This window comes from Bradyrhizobium sp. Ken64 (genome assembly GCF_055807555.1).
The window spans coordinates 16,562-32,727 of the sequence record NZ_JBVVPA010000026.1; the positions used below are offsets into that span (position 1 = coordinate 16,562).

Consider the following 16,166-nt stretch of genomic DNA (forward strand, 5'->3'; position numbering starts at 1 on the left):
ATGAATCGGCGGACGTGTGCCGGTTCTAACAAACGGAGATCCAGCGATGAACCTAAAGCCCACGGAACGGCCCGCGCGCCCTGCGGAGCAGTCGTTCGGGATCCGCTCGCGCGTCGTGATGGTGGCCGTTCTCGCCATCGCTCTGATCGGCGGATGCGGCGGGTGGGCGGTGCATGCCCAGCTGACCGGCGCCGTGATCGCGCAAGGCAAGGTCGCGGTCAGGAAGCAGGTCAAGCTGATCCAGCATCGCGACGGTGGCATCGTGGGCGAGATCCTGGTCGCCAATGGCGACCCCGTGAAGGTGGGCGATGTCCTCGTCAGGCTCGACGAGACCCAGACCAAGGCGGAACTCGGCGTGCTCAAGGGGCAGCGCGCGGAGCTCGAGGGCCGAAAGGCGCGGCATCTGGCCGAGCGCGAAGGAGCCACGGCCATCAGGTTCGACTCCCGGTTCGAGCACGACCCGTTCACGGCGGAGATCGCGCGGGGCGAGATCCGGCTCTTCAACGAGAACTTGGCCGTGCGGGAGGCTAGGCGCGATCAGTTGTCGCTGCAGATCGCGCAGTTCGAGGAGCAGGTCCGCGGGCTGACCGCGCAGCAGGAGGCCAACGCCAACGAGCGCAAGATGGTCAAGGAGGATCTCGAGCGTCTGACGCCGCTCTACAACAAGGGTTTCATAGAGATCGGTAAGATCCGCACCATGGAGCGCGATCTCGTCAAGATCGACGGCCTCAAGGGCGAGATCGACGCCAACATCGCCCGCGTCAAAGGACAGATCAGCGAGTCGCGGATCAAGATCATCGAACTCGACCAGCAGGCGCGAACCGACGGTCAGCGGGACCTGCGCGACGTCGACGGAAAACTGGCGGAGCTTCAGGAACGGATCGTGGCGTCGCTGGACCGCCTGTCGCGCATGGTGATCCGTTCGCCTATCTCCGGCACCGTCAACGAACTCGCCGTCAATTCGGTCAACGGCGTGATCGCCCCCAAGGAGACGCTCATGTCCATCGTCCCCGACAGCGCCGATCTGGTCGTCGAGGCGAGGCTGTCTCCGACCGACATCGACCAGGCCACGACCGGGCAATCGGCGAGGCTGAGATTCTCCTCCTTCAACCAGCGGACCACGCCGGAAGTGGCGGGGACGGTCGAAACGATCGGAGCGGCGGCGACTCTGGACCAGGCCAGCGGTCAGACATACTATCTCAGCACCATCGCGATTGCGGATGGCCAAAGGCAAGTGGCCGGCAAGCCGATCGTGCCCGGCATGCCGGTCGAGGTTTTTCTCACCACCGGCGACAGGACGGCGCTTTCCTACCTGATGAAGCCGTTCACCGATCAGATGATGAAATCCTTCCGGGAGGAGTAGAGTTCTGTTCCCTGCAGCGAAAATGTTCAAGCTCAAGTCCCATTGCGCGGCGCACAGCCGATTCCGGCTGGCGCCGGCGTTGCTCGGGATCTTGATTGTATCGGCGGCAATCCCGCCGGCGCGCGCAGACGACCAGTTGTCCCCCAATCTCGGGCTGCCTGTCGACTGCCGCATGGGCGTGGACTGCTTCGTGCAGCAGATGCCGGACGTCGATCCAAGCGACCAGGCGTTGGATCCGCTCTGCGGCAATGCCACGTATCAGGGGCACGACGGTTGGGACATTCGCATCCGCACGCTCAAGGATATCGACCGCCAAACGCCCGTGATCGCAACTGCCGACGGAATGGTCGCGCGTGTGAGGGACGGCATTCCAGACCGCATCTACGTTCGGGCAGAGGACAAGGACACCGCGGGGAAGGAGTGCGGTAACGGCGTCCTTGTCGAGCATTCCGGGGGGCTGGCCTCCCAATACTGCCACCTTAAGGAAGGCAGCATCGTCGTCCGGCCTGGAGCGCACGTGAAGAAAGGCGACCGCCTGGGGTCGATCGGGGCATCGGGATTGGCCGAATTTCCCCATGTGCACTTGTCGGTCCGAAAGGACGGCAAGACGCTCGAGCCCCTGACGGGCCGGCCACTTGGAATCGGTCGAGAAGCCTGCGGTGCAACCGGCGGAAGCCTGTTCGAACCGGCCGTGCGGGATGCACTTTCCCGGTCGGCTTCGGCGATCCTGCTGGTCGGGCTCACCAACGCTCCGCCCGAGCTTGCGAACCTCGTTCGCGAAGGTGAACCGGCCGTCCCTAAGACGTCGCAACCCATCATCGCCTGGGTCTGGGCGATCAACGTCGAGACCGACAGTGTTTTTAGAATGCGCATCGTCGATCCGGACGGACAAACGCTGATGCACATCGAAACCAAACCTCTCGAGAGACGGAAGGCGAATTACATCGCCTATGCCGGAGGCAAGCCCGCACAGCGAGCAGGGGAGTATGGACTTCAAGTCTACATGGTCTCGGGTGGGAAGATGATCTCATCGGCCACGCGATCGATCCTGATCCGGGGCGAGGGCGAACGGTAGCTCGATACGCTACGAAAGCTAATTGCACTTGGAAGAGCCGCCGCCCAGAATTTCTTCGACCGCGGAATAATCTGGCGCTCGTGGTTTTTTGATTCTATGACGCCAGGAACGCGCAATGAGCCGCTCTTCACCCAGGACACCAGCGGGCCGATGGCTCCCCAGAAATATCCGGGTCATGGGGGTGAAGCTCGTGGGCCTCACGAATGCGTTCAGGGGCTTTGTTGAACAGTTCGGCATCAGGTACGGCCAACGCAGCGAAAAGCTGCGGGGACCCATCCTTTGGCTCGGAGACCTGCACAAACGCGACGACAGGGGCCGGGGCTCCGATGCCGATCCCGCAGTTTCCGAACGTCCGAGCGACCAACGGAGCACGCGCTGAAGTGGGCTGCTCGCCAACCTGACCCACCAGCATCCGCGACGGCCCGGATCCGAGAATCGGGCTAGGCCAAATGTCAAAGTGCCGCCTCCAGGTGGCTCGAAATCGGCTGAGATTGAGGGCCCGGAAGGTCCGGCGGGTGGTACACAGCGGTGGTCACAAAATCCGACCGGGCTCTTTAGGAATCCTTGCTTTCTGCGGGTTTTCGCGCATTTGCGGCATCGGGGGAGAGAGTCCCACTCTCTCCGCCAGAGGGCTACATCGCGAGCAGCGAGAGGATCGGTGATGCGGCGACGACGTAGCGACCCGAGCAGCGGCCAGATTGCATTCCGAACCGCACAATGAGCATGTGCTGCCGGTCGAGGGATTAGGCACGAGCGTTGCCGAGCTCAGCGTCCTTCGGTCGAAGTCGCGCAATTATCTCGGGGTGATGCCCCGCTAACATGTGGATGCTTGCGTCCGCCTTTATTCACATGGGAGCCTAGGCTGGTCTGGGAGACTACTCTGGGTATCGGAGCAAGATGCGGATATCGAACTGGATACTTGCGTTCGTCAAGTTGCCGCCAATTTTCGATGACCCTCACGTAATTGCCTTTCGGGGCTTCGTCGATGATCCGCCGGGCCAGTCATCCTGCAGGCGGCGCTATCATGGGCACCGAGCGAGCAAGAGGCTGAAGCCGAGGCGCTCCAGCAATGGGCTCCAAATGTCGCCGGCGGAGAGGTGAACTGGGACCTGCGCCGGCCCCAGGACTTCGACACAATCGGCCGTCTCGTGAAGGCGGAGAACATTCGCCGGTCAGTCCTGATCTCCGCGGACCTGGGACAGCACCGAGCGTGGCTGGCCGAGTACGCGGAAATGGGGTTCGCCGAAATCCACCTGCATCAGGCGCTGACCACGAGTTGGGGCTTGCGGTGGATCGCCTGACCCCATGGTGCCAGCCGCGCTCTGGAGCGATCTCAAGGCCGCGTTCCTGCTGGAATCGGAAGCGCCTGTTCCGGGGTAAAGCCCGCGATTCCAAGGTCTCGGTGCCGTCGCAGGCATCGGTGTGGCAGTGAAGGATACCGCGCAGGTCCTGATAGCTAACAAGCTTCGACGGTTTTCTCCGCATACCGAAACTCGAAGAGCAGCGTTGCGCGGACCTGCTCGATCGGTGGCGCCTCGACGAGGGGCAACGGCGTGTTGATGACGTACTTCAGCGTGGGCATCAACTCCCGGAGCCGGACGTTCGTCATCTCCTTCTCGGAAAGTTGGACGACCACGCATTGATGCGCAGCCGGCATCACGACGTTGGCCGTCTCGGTGTGCTTCTCGATGTCGGCCGTTGCCACTTCGTGGTCAGTATCCGGCCGCCGTTCGATGGCAGCCCAGAGCGCGGCGTCGGTTGCAGCGACCCTGCGAGTCGCCGTCATGTTGCCGAGATAAGTGGCATGGGCCGCTGCAGGTCGGCCGGGCCGCCGATACCGGGGGATACGTTGGTGCAGCGAAGGCAGGACAGCCCAGCCCACGCAAAAAGCCTCGATGTCGGCGCCGAGCTGGGGATCAATGTCTTCCGGCAGCCGCGCAGCCGCATTGAACAGCGCGTGCAACAAAAAACAGCAGGGTTACCGCAGCTGATTTTGTTGATTCAAATTGTCGCCGAGGGGGGCGATGAATTTCAGGATGGGAATTCGATGTCCGGCAGGAGACCGTTCTCCTCGAGCAGGCGGCGGTAAGTATCCAATTCCTCCTGTTGCGCGAGGAAAGCCGCCTGGGTCGTCGAGACTTGCTGCTTTAGTTCCCGAATGCGCTCGTCCAGCTTGATGATGAAGGACTTGGCCTTCTGCTTGATTCCATGGGCGTGCTGATCAGCTTGCGAAGCGATCGCATCGATCTTCAATTGAGCTGCGGCGTTTGCCTCCGCCGCTTTTTCGGAAACATATGCCTTTGCGCGAGCCTTTAGATCGGACTTTTGTTCCTCAAGGCCACGGTATGCCAACGCGATCGCCTCGGTCTGCCGCTGCCGCTGCTTCCACTCTTGCCGGGACAGGCGCTGGAGGCGCGGCCCGAGACGGGTCAGACCGCAGCGGACGCCGACATGCTCGTAGTAGTCATCCTGGAAGCACCGCATCTCTGCCTTGTAGGCCGCCTTCTGGTCGCGCGGGCTGCCGCCTTCGGCCTTGCACTTGTTCGCCGCGCGATAGCCGACATGAACGCTTTCGATGCGGAGCCGGCCATCCGGATCGAGATCGGGCACGACGGCATAGTGCAGGTGGGGACGATCCTCGTCCAAATGTTCGACGACAGTCTTGAGCTGCTGGCCCCACTGGCGCTCGAGCCACTGGATGGTCATTTTCCGCCAGTAGAGATAGTGCTCCATCGCATGCGGGTCAGCGCGCACTTCGGAGGTGAGCGCCGGCCACGTGGCGACACCGACCAAGACCACGAGCGCGGTGACGCTCAGCTTTCGTCCGATCTTGTCGACGGCTTGTCCTGCGCGCTCGGTGGCCAGCGAGAAAGCCGCGACCGGATGAAGGCCGAAGATCACGTTGGGGGCCTTGGGAACGGAAACGTGGCTGCAGGCGCCCGGCGCACGGATCATCTCGTTGAGAATGCCGTCCATGGACGCCTTGCGTACGGTGCTATTCTTCTTATGGGCACCGCGCCGGGAATAGGCACCGGCGTGAGTGAATTGATATCCAGGCATAGTGATGTCCTCATCTCTGCCCAGCTTCGGCGACAAGCTTGCAAACGCAAAGCTCATCTTGAAAAAAAACTCCTGGAGGCCAAAAGCATCCACCTAGTCGGTTCACTAGGTGGATGGCAGCCGCTGTTTCGCCGTTGCCCGACGTGGACCCGGCGTAACTCCTGTTGCGCCGGGTTGGAACAGCAATTCGGCTCTTGGCTCAGCGGCTCTGCCGGCCGTTCGCGCCTTCACCAGGGTCGCCGGCAGCCTGATTAAGCTGAGGCAAGTGGCCGATGCCAAGGCCAGCCGAGCCGCTCCGCCGAGAGGCCCGTGCGGCCCCGCCCCCGACGCCCGGCGCCACCCACTCGATGGCCGGCGCGCCCGGCTCGACTGTCGCCCATTTCGCCGCCGGCCGTCGGCGCCTAGAGAGCGGTCGATGCTAGCCGCTCCGGACCGGCCTAGCGCTTGCCGTCGCAAAGCAGCGGACGGCATGGCCGCCTCATGGCAAAGTGGCGGCCGGCGGTCGCGCCTCCAGCACGCCGCCCTGTCGCGTGCGCGTCCGGCGACGTCCCCGACATGCTTGCCGGCGTCTCGTTGGGCCGCCTGTACAGTTCTAGGTTGGGAGCCGGCGCGCTGCCGCAGGATGCGAGAGCGAAGCATGATGGACGATCGCGGCCCCAATCCGGATCGAGGGCGCGCCGCCGGCCGATGCCGGCCGGCACTCGACGTGCCAACCGGCGCCGTTCCCATTTCCGCATCAGCACGCTCGCGTCTTGGAAATTCGATCGCTAACGGAAGATGCCCAAGGTGTAACATAGCGTGCGATAGCGAAGTCGAACGTTTGAGCAGATTGCACTCGTCGTTGCTTATTTTCGGCGCTTGCAATATGCGACACTCATCTGCTACACGGAACACTTGTCGTATCGATTGACGTAGTGTTTTCAACGGCTTTGCCGGGGGCTTGGGTCTAGCTGCGCACCCTCCCGCCCCAGCCAGAAGCTCCGGTTGGCCTGACGAAACCGTTCGAACGTTCCAGGTACGCCATTCAGACCAGCGAAAACTCAATAAGTCTTTAGGACGGTGAGCTCACTGGTGTCGGCGCGATTCTTCGCCGCGAGCAGGATCTCTCGCATCCGCTTGATCACTTGCGGTTCGAGCGCCTCGATCTGCGCCGCGATTTGCGGATCGAGAACGCCTTTCCGGCCATAACGGCCGCGAACGTCGCTGGCGTGCCCGAGGATACGGTCGCGTGTGCGCTGGGCGATGCCGCTGCTGTCGAGCCAATCGGCCATGAGGTGCCGCGTGCTGTAAAGCGTCAAGTCGGCACGGCTCAACTTCAAAAGCTTCTTTGCGTATTGCCACGACTTGCTCAGCGGTTGAGACCAGCGCTGCGTGCCATCTTTCCTGACGTAGACATCCCACTCGGGAAACAGGCGTTCCTCGCCCTTGTCCATCAACTCCTGCATTCGCTCGAGCAGGCCCAATTCGATCAATAACGGGTGGATCGGGATCACGCGTCCCGCAGCATTGGTTTTAAGGTTGCGCAGGTCTTGCATTGCGACACGCCCGCTGCGCGCATCGAACGGCCTGAGGTCGAAATAGAAGAACTGATTGTCGGTCCTGATGTCGGCGCACTTGATCTGGCCGACCTCGCCCGGGCGCATGCCGGTTAGGATGCAGATCAGAAAACCCCAATAGATATGGGACTGCACCAGGTAGTCGCCCGGCCGCCAGACGTGCATGCGATTTTTGCAGCCGGTGAACAGCGGCTGCGTCAACAGCTTGAGCAGCTCGTCGTCATCGAACGCGTCGCGCGGCAGCGGTGCCAGGTTCTCCGGATCGATGCACTCAAACGAGTAGCGCACGCCGCTGTAGTGCTTCTCCTGGATGGTCCAGTCGATGAACTTGTACAGGCCTCCCCAGTATCTGCTTTTGATCGTGGTTGTGGTGACGCGGGTGAGCTCGGCCCAGCCGCGCGCTTCCGCGTACTTGAAGCGCTGGTAGAGTGTTTTTGCAGCCTCGCGCGGGATGTTGTCGCGGTTCGGAATGTCGGGCAGCGCTTCATCGAGCAGCTTCCACTTGTCGTCGGTGAGCTCGTTCATCCGGGGATCGCCAAGGAAGTCGATCGCGAACTGCACGACGGCCACTGCCTCGCCGCGGCCCTTCATCGTGTGCTGGCGCTTCCGGCTGGCCGGCCGCAGAAATTCTTGCAGCAACGAGGACATGCGATCGGAAACGCTCGCGGCCGGATCGCCGGAGTTGATTGACTCAGTCGGGGCAATGATCGCGAGCGGCGCGATGGACGGCGCCAACGGGGCGACATTGGCCGGCACCAACTGGGCCAGGCGCTGGGTCACTGCGTCCTGAACGAGCCGATCGATCATGGCGATCGGATCGAACGCGTCGGGCCGGGCGGGCAAGGCCACCTTCGGCTCCGGCGCCCAGCCTTCGTTGGTTGCTTCGGAGGCCTCGCGGCGGCCGGCTTCGTAGGAACGGCGGACGTTGAGCCGGGCGATGTTGGTCTCCGCGGCCTTGTTCTGGTTGACGAAGTCGACCCAAAGGGTCGGCATCTGCGGAAAGCGCATCGGGTAGCCGTAGCCGCGTTCCTGCGCTCGCGTGAGAAAGCGCCGTACCTCGTGCTCGAAGGCGCAGCGCTCCGCCAAAAGCCGCTCGTCAGCCGGCAGGCCGCGGCCGACGTAGGCCTGTAGCCGAACTTCGAGCACGGTTCCCATGGCTTCCAAGTCGGGAGCCTCGATCAGCTCCTGTACCCATCCGAGATTGTCCACCAGCCGGCGCCTCGCCTCATTGAAGTGGCCCGTCCTTAGGCTGACACGGAGGAGGGGAAGCCCAAAGAGCTGGGCGGCCTGTTTCCCCAACCGAATCTGGAGGAAATAGCGACCGTCGCGGCGCCGGGCGAGGTAGGAGGGACGGGACACGTTGGCAGCCTTTTCCGGAGGCGGCTGGCGTGAGACATCCGGGTGGGATGTAACACCGTCAAATCCGCTACTCCAATCCAGCCAACGTGCTGGAAAATCTCAAGATTTCGCTTCGATTTGGACCTGGTGGCGTTTCCCTCTCCCGCTACCATTTCCCCGAGCTTCGCATGTCCGTCCTTCACGATGTGGTGCGTGTCCTGATTTTCGCGGATTGGGGATGCGCGCTCGTGCTCGTCGCGATGGCGGTCCGCCTGGCATTTCTGAGAGCCGGAGAGTTGCCGGAATCGCGCGGCCTGCTGACGCTCCGGCGCCCGCTGGCGAGCGAACTCTCAAAGGAATTCCACGGGTACAATCGCCAATTCATCCGCCTGATGCTCGCTCTCGCCTTGGTCTTGGCGATCGGCGCCTTGTTGGTCTGGCTGGGTATTCTGTTCTTTGGCGCGTCGAGCAATTGAGTCTTGCGATCGGTCGTTTCGGCCACCGCGTACCCGTGGCGGAGTTCTGCTGGTTAGGGCAACGGATGGACGAGGCCTTTTTATTTGCTCGCCCGCTTCTTCACAGGCTTCTTCGCCGCGCGAAGCTTCATGTTGATCTGTTCTTCGGCGGGCGAAAATTCCAAAACCTCGATAATTTTATAATGCGTCTCGCCGTGCTCATCATTCGGTGGTGTAACTTCCATCTTCACTCTGTAGCGGTCATTCATGAATGACCCGCCGCGCTTCACCGCGTCCTTGGCAATACTTGTGCCCTTGATGTCGGCGTAGATAGGTTTCCTCCGATATAGGAATCGCCAGTTAGGAGCCTTTGGTTCGAATACAGGACCATGAGAGTACAAGGTCGCGGTGACGACCTTTGGCTCCTCTTCCTCATCATCGGCCACCTCAATTTCGCCAGGGCCCTCGCAAGACGCGATAATCGCCTTGATGTCATTACCTCTGAAGGAGGCAAGTGGCTTATCGTTTTTGCGAAACTCGATCGCTTTGGCTGCTTTATGCTCTATCGGCGCTAGCGTACCCTCGACCGCTTCTAACACTTGCGGATTTTGAGAGAGCCGGAAAACGTCACTGCCGATTTGAACCGTGTTGTTATCGCCTTCGACTTTAATGACAACCGCGCCGGGCGAACTCTTCACCTCCTGAGCTGATTCGACCTTTCGACCGTTGCGCCACTTCAAATAGCCAAACAGACCGGCCGCCGCCGCACCGCCACTGACACCGACTTTCTGCAGCACGTCGGCCGCGTGCTTCACGCCCTCGTCGTTGAGAAAGTCTTTGACAGTATCGAGGATGGTTTGCAGCGTCTCGAAATTTATAAGGAAGCACTTGTGCTCGAAATTTGAATCAACGAACACCTTCATCGTTGCGCGGTTCTGATTGAATTCAGCGTTCGCGGCACGGAGGAGTTGGCCGAACGCTAGGAGCGCCGGACCTAGCGCCTCCACATCCATGCTGTGATCATTTTCATCGTCGCCAATATAGGCGACTTGAAACCGCTCCCGGTTCTGCGCGCTTTCGGTCAACAATCCCCCCACTGGTAGCGTGCTGTCGTCAATCGCTCCGTGCGTACGCTGCTAGTTGACGACGATGCGAGTCTAGTGGCGCGATCTTTCGATAACCAATCGAAGGCAGTGCCACCGCATCCAGAATTGCCCGTGCTAAGAAAAGCTAAGCGCCAGCCGGGCCCTGCGCGACGTCAATGATGTGACGCTCACCGCCGACCGTAATGACGATCGTGTAGATCTTGGAGCCGCCGCCCTGGTCTGTTGGTGGCGCGAGATGAAGCTGGCCCCCGTACCATTCGCCTGTCATCTAGGTGTTGTCCTTGATGACTGCTTGTTCCAGGACGGCCATGTTTCGTTGTCCTGTCTCAACGGTCGCTGCAATCATTGCCTCGTTTTGGATGGTCGCGTTGTTCTGAGCTATCGCCGCGGCAGTCGGGCTATAGAACGTACCCGACCGACCACTAGGCGTCGTGTAATGGCCATGGCCGGCCTGCGATGCGCCGTAGGCGTTGCCGGCAGCGGCGAGGCCGGTTATGAGGGCTGCGGCCACCTGACGGTTGCGTTCTTCCTGAACAAGCATTTCATAGGTAACAATCTTCATCTCAAAATCTGAACCGGCAGCATGCTGCACGGACTCAACTTGAGAGACCCGAAAGTCGATCGGCTGTTTGCCCATGTTGTTGATACCGACGACAAAGACGGGCCGGCCGTCTTTCTGCATTTGTCGAGCCGCAGGTCGTACCAGCACCAGCGAATTCCGTTGGCGCGAAACCAAAGCGGGCTGCCCATCACGCATAAGCGCTTGCTGCTGCGGGTTCGACGCCCGAAACTGAACTGTCTCTGTGTTGGTGACGCAGCCGCCCACCATGGCGCTAAGCGCTGCAATCGCCAAAATACGCATTTTGGCCCCCAGACCTAAAGGCCTATCCAAGCGCAACCGGTGGGTGAGCGCAATCCGGGCCGATCCGGATGTAATGTATGCTTTAGTCTGGTGAGGCGGCCAATTACGGTGATGGTGCACCAAGCTCGTGAGCGATCAACTCCGAGGCTTCGACGTATGGGAGGCACTGCCCGTCGGGCAAAACACCCTTCTCCCGTCAACCCCTCCCCGAAAAAATATTCCACTTTACCGAAATTCGGTTTTGACGTATGTGTCGCTCATCCCGGCTCATCCTTGAGGGGCGATCTCGTTGTCGTCTTGATTGCGAGCCGGGCTTGCGATGGACGCGGCAGCGTCGGCATGAGAGGTGCGGGCAGGGCGGGTAGTCCCTGTGAGCCCGAAAACCGCGTGCGGACGAGCGGCGCTGCTAGGCTTCGTCTCGTCTGTAAGTTTCCGGCTCCGTCGACAGGGCCTGGGAAAACTGCGGCGAAATGGCGGGCCGTGCGTACGGCAAAACCGTGTGGTCCTGGCCGTCGTTGCTACGGTCAAGCTGTCGCGGAGGTGTGTGCGAGCCCAACCGGGCGGACAGCATCATCCAAATTCGCGGGGCGAGGGAGGCCAAAAGGAAAGTTCGGCTCCCGGGAGAGCACGGCATAAGCCGTCCGACCATCGCGCAGGGAAGGCCGAGTGATTGGCTACACCTGTATGCTGCTGTGCGGTTCTTTTGCGCTACATCTTCGCGCAGCGGACCGCGGGTGCCAGCCGGCACCCGGCCTTCCCTGCGCCCTCTTGGATTTGAGGGTGGAGTGACGAAGCAAAGCTCGGGCGAATTGCGCCGCGAGAATGCGAAAGCGTGTCCCGCGGGTTGACAGCCGTCAGCTTTCCTCCACTCGTTGTCAGCCTCACGCATCTTGCGGCGCCGCTGCTCCGGCGGTCCGTCGCCGTGCCGGCAGGAAACACCCCGCAATCGCGCCGGCCAGCGACAGCGTTGCGGCGAGGCTCATCGCCGCGGCAAATCCGCTCTCGAAATGAGCGGCCGAATCGACCCCGCCATGGGCCGAGAAGTTCGCCACCAGCGCGGCGATGCCGAACATGCCGCCGAGGAAGCGGCCCATGTTGAAGATGCCGGACGCCTTGCCCATTTCGGCCACCGCGACCGAGCTCAGGATGGCGTTCTGTGCTGCCGGCATCGCCATCGAGACACCGACGCCGGCCAGCACCAGCGGCGCGACCAGAGCGGAGTAGGCAACCGCGGGGCTCACGATCTCCGCGATCCAGCCGAGGCCGATCGCCTGCATCAGCAATCCCGTCACCACCAGCGGCCGCTCGCCGAACCTGTTGACGACCGCGCCGGCAATCGGGGCGGTGACGAACAGCGTCGCCGTCCAGGGCAGCAGGCGAAGTCCGGCGCCGAAGGCGTCGAAGCCCAGCGTGGTCTGGAGGAACTGCGGCAGCAGGAACAAGACGCCATACATCGCGGCGTAGAACAGCACGCTTGCGGACATGCCGGAGGCAAGCGCCCGCGATGCGAACAGCCGCATCGGCACCATCGGCGCGGCCGCGCGCAATTCCCAGAGCACGAAGCCGGCCGTGAACACCACGCCTGCCATCAGCGTGGCCATGATTTCGGCGCTCGCCCACCCCACGGCGTTGCCGCGCAACAGGCTCCACACCCACGCCAGCGCCGCAAACGCAACAAGCACCAGTCCGGGGATGTCCAACGCGGCGGCCGGGCCGAAGCTTTCGCGCAACCGTGCCAGCACCTGGGCGATCGCGATCAGGCCGATCGGCAGGTTGATCCAGAACACCCAGCGCCAGCCGAGATGTTCGGTGATGAAGCCGCCGATGGCGGGGCCGATGATCAGCGCGCAGCCAGTGATGCTGGCGAAAATGCCAAGCGCGCGGGCGCGCTCCTCGCGGCCGAACGTGCCGCTCAGGATCGCCATCGCCAGCGGCATCACCAGCGCGGCGCCGGCGCCCTGCAGCGCGCGGGCGGCGATCAGCGCGGTGGCACTGCCTGCGAGCGCACAGGCCGCCGATGCAACGACGAACAGGGCGATCCCGGCCGCGAACATGCGGCGGCGACCGAAGCGGTCGCCGAGCGCGGCCCCGGTCAGGAGCAGCACGGCAAAGGTCAGGTTGAAGGCGTTGACGGTCCATTGCAGCGTCTCGACCGGGCTGCCGAATTCGGCGCGGATGGTCGCGAACGCCGTCGTGATGATCATGGCGTCCAGCGCCATCATGAAGGATGCCAGCGCGGTGATGCCGAGCACCCAGTTCTGCGCGGCGCGATTGGTCGGGGTCTGCATCGCCCTGTCTCCGTGTGTCGCGCCAGCCTGTCGCGGCGCGTTCTGCGGGTGAGACGAAGGCTGAGCGGCAAAGGATGCGCCCAAAAATAATTTGTTCCGGGCCGCATCCTTCGCCGGCCGGCAAACGTCTTGGGGGTGATGCGGCCATGTGCGCGATTTTGAGCGAACCAGGTCGCGACATGAGCAAGGAGCACGCGATGAGAAGGACGTTGATCAGGTACAAGGCCAGGCCGGAGCTGGCCGATCGGAATGCCGAGCTGGTTTCGGCCGTATTTGCCGAATTGAAGGCGGCCGGGCCGGACGGTGTGCGCTATCTGACGCTGCGGCTGGAGGACGACACCTTCATCCATCTTGTCGAGGCCGCGACCGAGGACGGCTCGAGCCCGATCCCGAAGCTCAAGGCGTTTCAGGCGTTCCAGGACGGCATCCGCGACCGCTGCGCCGAGCCGCCGCTGGTTCGTGATGTGAGGATCGTCGGTAACTATCGTATGCTGGACGAGTCCTGACCAAGCGAGGCGGAGGAGCAATGGCGCCAGACCCCCTGGCCACCGTCGATGTCGAGGCCCTGCTGGCGCGGATGCGGCCGAAGCTGCATCGCTACTGCGCCCGCATGGTCGGCTCGGTCATCGACGGTGAGGATGTGCTGCAGGATGCGCTGATCAAGGCGATGGAAGCGCTGCAATCGGTCACGCCTGTCAATATGGAGGGCTGGCTGTTCCGCATCGCGCACAACACCGCGCTGGATTTCCTGCGCCGCCGCAACCGGCAGGAGGCGCTGCATTCGGCCGAGGAGGTGGAGATGATTGCCGACCGGCTCGATGATGTGGAAAGCCGCCAGATCGCAGCGACCAGCCTGCGCACCTTCATGCGGCTGCCGGTGGCGCAGCGCTCCAGCGTGATCCTGATGGACGTGCTCGGCTGCTCGCTTGCCGAGGTCTGCGACATCATGGATTTCAGCCTGCCGGCGGTGAAGGCCGCGCTGCATCGCGGACGCACGCAGCTGCGTGAGTTCGCCGGAGAGCCGGACGACGTGTCGCAGCCGGGTCTGTCGGAAGCCGATCGGACGCGGCTCAACGCCTATGTCGGCCATTTCAACGCCCGCGACTTCGACGCGATCCGCGCCATGATCGCCGACGACGTCAGGCTCGAGCTCGTCAACCGCACCAGGCTGAAAGGCAAGGCCGAGGTGTCGAACTATTTCGGCAATTATTCGAAGGTCAGCGACTGGCACCTGGTGACGGGGCAGGTCGAGGGACGTCCCGCGATCCTGGTGTTCGATCCGAATGAGCCGAGCGGGCGCGCGAAATATTTCATGCTGCTCGACTGGTCCGCCGGCAAGCTCGCCACCATCAGGGATTTTCGTCACGCGGCCTATGTTATCGATGGTGCGCAGTGCGTGGTGGATAGAGGGTGAAGCGAGGAAGCAAAGCTCGAGCGAATTGCGCCGCGAGAACGAGAGCTCATGTCCGCCGTTTGAAAGATCAGTCGCACCATTTCCAGGGACATGTCGAACGTTGCTCGCGCTACGCAGCCATCTCACGCGGCGCTGCGGTGGGGCTTTGCCTTTGTCTTTGCTCTTGTCTCTAGCTTGGCCTTGGGCTTCTCCGGTGCCGCCGATGCCGGGGCGCGTCGAGCACCAGGGCCGGGGTGGGTATGAACCTCCTTCGCCAAAAGCGGCTCGCCGCATTCGGAGCAAACCATGATCGGATCGAAGTCCTTGCCGCATTTGCGGTGTTGATGCAGCAAAGGTCGTCCGCGCGCGTCGACCATATGGGTGTCGCCCCAATGCACGATCGCCATCATGATCGGATAGAGATCGAGCCCCTTCTGGGTGAGGATGTATTCGTGCCGCTTGGGCGAGTCCTGATAGGGGATACGACGCAACACGCCCTGCCGGACCAGCTTCTTCAGCCGTTCGGCGAGCAGGTGGCGCGTGATTCCGAGCGAAGTCTGAAATCCCTCGAAACGGCGCGTGCGCAGGAAGCATTCACGCAAGATCAGAAGGGTCCAGCGATCGCCGATCACGCCGATGGTTCGGGCCATCGAACACGGCTCGTCCTCCAGCTCACCCCATTTCATTCCAGATCTCCACTCTGCCCGCGGCTTCTGCGCGAATCGTCCAGGAAGCCTTTGGTGTTGTTACAATTCTAAATCGGAACTGACTGTGAAACAACGTCTTTGAAAGGCTAAATTAGGTGAGAAAATCGCGCATAAATTGACAGTTCGTTTTCAGAACTGTAAGATAATCTGCGGCCTGGATGATGGTCCGACGACCGGATCCAGACCTGACCGGGAGAAGACCCTTGCAAAAGAGAAACGCGACCGTGGCCGTGATCGGCGCCGGTGATTTTATCGGCAGCGAGATTGCAAAGAAGTTCGCCTCCGAGGGCTTTACGGTGTTTGCGGGACGCCGCGACGGTGCCAAGCTCGAACCGCTCGTCAAGGAGATCGAGCAGGCCGGCGGCGAAATTCACGCGCGGGCGCTCGATGCGCGCAAGGAAGACCAGATCATCTCGTTTCTCGGCGATGCCGACAAGCACGCGCCGCTCGAGGTTTGCATCTTCAACGTCGGCGCCAACGTCAACTTTCCGCTTCTGGACACGACCGAACGGGTGTTCCGCAAGGTCTGGGAAATGGCTTGCTATTCCGGCTTCCTCGCCGGCCGCGAGGCCGCGCGCCTGATGCTGCCCCGCGGCCAGGGCAATATCTTCTTCACCGGTGCGACGGCGAGCTTGCGCGGCGGAAGCGGCTATGCGGCCTTCGCCAGCGCCAAGTTCGGGCTGCGGGCGGTCGCGCAAGCCGCGGCGCGCGAATTGGGCCCGAAGAACATTCACGTGGCGCATCTGATCATTGATTCCGGCGTCGACACGGAATGGGTCCGGCAACGCCGGATCGAGGCGCTCGGTCCGAACGCGCTTGATAATCCCGACCTCCTGATGCCGCCATCGTCGGTCGCCGAATCCTACTGGATGCTCTATCAGCAACCCAAAAGTGCCTGGACCTTCGAGCTGGAGATTCGTCCCTTCGGCGAGAAATGGTAGCGAAGCCGGCTCACGACGGCCC

The 16,166-nt window shown here is 62.3% G+C and carries 15 protein-coding genes; 7 read left to right on the forward strand and 8 right to left on the reverse strand.

Features of this window, described 5'->3' with window-relative positions:
* Positions 1 to 46: 46 nt before the first annotated feature.
* The 3 genes from AC0L2F_RS30495 to AC0L2F_RS30505 all read left to right on the forward strand — a co-directional run bounded on the left by AC0L2F_RS30495 (position 47) and on the right by AC0L2F_RS30505 (position 3,739).
* Positions 47 to 1,363: an HlyD family type I secretion periplasmic adaptor subunit gene (locus AC0L2F_RS30495; protein WP_473250924.1), complete on the forward strand. Its 1,317-nt coding sequence runs from the start codon at positions 47 to 49 to the stop codon at positions 1,361 to 1,363.
* Positions 1,364 to 1,385: 22 nt separating this feature from the next.
* Complete coding sequence (locus AC0L2F_RS30500) at positions 1,386 to 2,438, forward strand: M23 family metallopeptidase (RefSeq protein ID WP_473250925.1); 1,053 nt, start codon at positions 1,386 to 1,388, stop codon at positions 2,436 to 2,438.
* Positions 2,439 to 3,535: 1,097 nt separating this feature from the next.
* Positions 3,536 to 3,739, forward strand: a complete 204-nt coding sequence (locus tag AC0L2F_RS30505; protein ID WP_473250926.1) for a hypothetical protein — start codon at positions 3,536 to 3,538, stop codon at positions 3,737 to 3,739.
* Positions 3,740 to 3,894: 155 nt separating this feature from the next.
* Here the strand turns inward: AC0L2F_RS30505 and AC0L2F_RS30510 are convergent, their stop codons facing one another.
* From AC0L2F_RS30510 to AC0L2F_RS30520, 3 genes are all read right to left on the reverse strand, one after another.
* Positions 3,895 to 4,401, reverse strand: coding sequence for a hypothetical protein (locus AC0L2F_RS30510; RefSeq protein ID WP_473250927.1), 507 nt, complete (start codon positions 4,399 to 4,401; stop codon positions 3,895 to 3,897).
* 68 nt (positions 4,402 to 4,469) lie between these two features.
* On the reverse strand, positions 4,470 to 5,555 hold the full coding sequence (locus AC0L2F_RS30515; RefSeq protein ID WP_473250928.1) for a plasmid recombination protein: 1,086 nt from the start codon (positions 5,553 to 5,555) through the stop codon (positions 4,470 to 4,472).
* Between the two features lie 983 nt (positions 5,556 to 6,538).
* Positions 6,539 to 8,413: a site-specific integrase gene (locus tag AC0L2F_RS30520; RefSeq protein ID WP_473250929.1), complete on the reverse strand. Its 1,875-nt coding sequence runs from the start codon at positions 8,411 to 8,413 to the stop codon at positions 6,539 to 6,541.
* Between the two features lie 167 nt (positions 8,414 to 8,580).
* Here AC0L2F_RS30520 and AC0L2F_RS30525 point away from each other — a divergent pair, with 167 nt between their 5' ends.
* Entirely contained in the window at positions 8,581 to 8,868 is a 288-nt protein-coding gene (locus AC0L2F_RS30525) for a hypothetical protein (protein ID WP_473250930.1), read from the forward strand.
* An 80-nt stretch (positions 8,869 to 8,948) separates the two neighbouring features.
* Here AC0L2F_RS30525 and AC0L2F_RS30530 read toward each other — a convergent pair whose 3' ends face one another.
* From AC0L2F_RS30530 to AC0L2F_RS30545, 4 genes are all read right to left on the reverse strand, one after another.
* On the reverse strand, positions 8,949 to 9,932 hold the full coding sequence (locus tag AC0L2F_RS30530; RefSeq protein ID WP_473250931.1) for an LAPAL motif-containing putative phage structural protein: 984 nt from the start codon (positions 9,930 to 9,932) through the stop codon (positions 8,949 to 8,951).
* Between the two features lie 145 nt (positions 9,933 to 10,077).
* On the reverse strand, positions 10,078 to 10,221 hold the full coding sequence (locus tag AC0L2F_RS30535) for a hypothetical protein (protein WP_473250932.1): 144 nt from the start codon (positions 10,219 to 10,221) through the stop codon (positions 10,078 to 10,080).
* Positions 10,222 to 10,815 carry a hypothetical protein gene (locus AC0L2F_RS30540; protein ID WP_473250933.1) on the reverse strand — a complete coding sequence of 198 codons (594 nt, stop codon included), beginning with the start codon at positions 10,813 to 10,815 and terminating at the stop codon, positions 10,222 to 10,224.
* An 881-nt stretch (positions 10,816 to 11,696) separates the two neighbouring features.
* Complete coding sequence (locus AC0L2F_RS30545) at positions 11,697 to 13,103, reverse strand: DHA2 family efflux MFS transporter permease subunit (RefSeq protein WP_473250934.1); 1,407 nt, start codon at positions 13,101 to 13,103, stop codon at positions 11,697 to 11,699.
* 197 nt (positions 13,104 to 13,300) lie between these two features.
* On the opposite strand from AC0L2F_RS30545, the gene AC0L2F_RS30550 reads away from it, so the two are divergent.
* The gene (locus tag AC0L2F_RS30550; RefSeq protein ID WP_473250935.1) at positions 13,301 to 13,609 is read left to right on the forward strand and encodes a hypothetical protein; all 309 of its coding nucleotides are present in this window, start codon (positions 13,301 to 13,303) and stop codon (positions 13,607 to 13,609) included.
* A 20-nt stretch (positions 13,610 to 13,629) separates the two neighbouring features.
* The gene (locus tag AC0L2F_RS30555; RefSeq protein ID WP_007614050.1) at positions 13,630 to 14,517 is read left to right on the forward strand and encodes a sigma-70 family RNA polymerase sigma factor; all 888 of its coding nucleotides are present in this window, start codon (positions 13,630 to 13,632) and stop codon (positions 14,515 to 14,517) included.
* Positions 14,518 to 14,639: 122 nt separating this feature from the next.
* Here the strand turns inward: AC0L2F_RS30555 and AC0L2F_RS30560 are convergent, their stop codons facing one another.
* Positions 14,640 to 15,182, reverse strand: coding sequence for a winged helix-turn-helix transcriptional regulator (locus tag AC0L2F_RS30560; protein ID WP_473250936.1), 543 nt, complete (start codon positions 15,180 to 15,182; stop codon positions 14,640 to 14,642).
* A gap of 224 nt (positions 15,183 to 15,406) precedes the next feature.
* Here AC0L2F_RS30560 and AC0L2F_RS30565 point away from each other — a divergent pair, with 224 nt between their 5' ends.
* Entirely contained in the window at positions 15,407 to 16,144 is a 738-nt protein-coding gene (locus AC0L2F_RS30565) for an SDR family oxidoreductase (protein ID WP_007614048.1), read from the forward strand.
* The last annotated feature ends 22 nt before the right edge of the window (positions 16,145 to 16,166 follow it).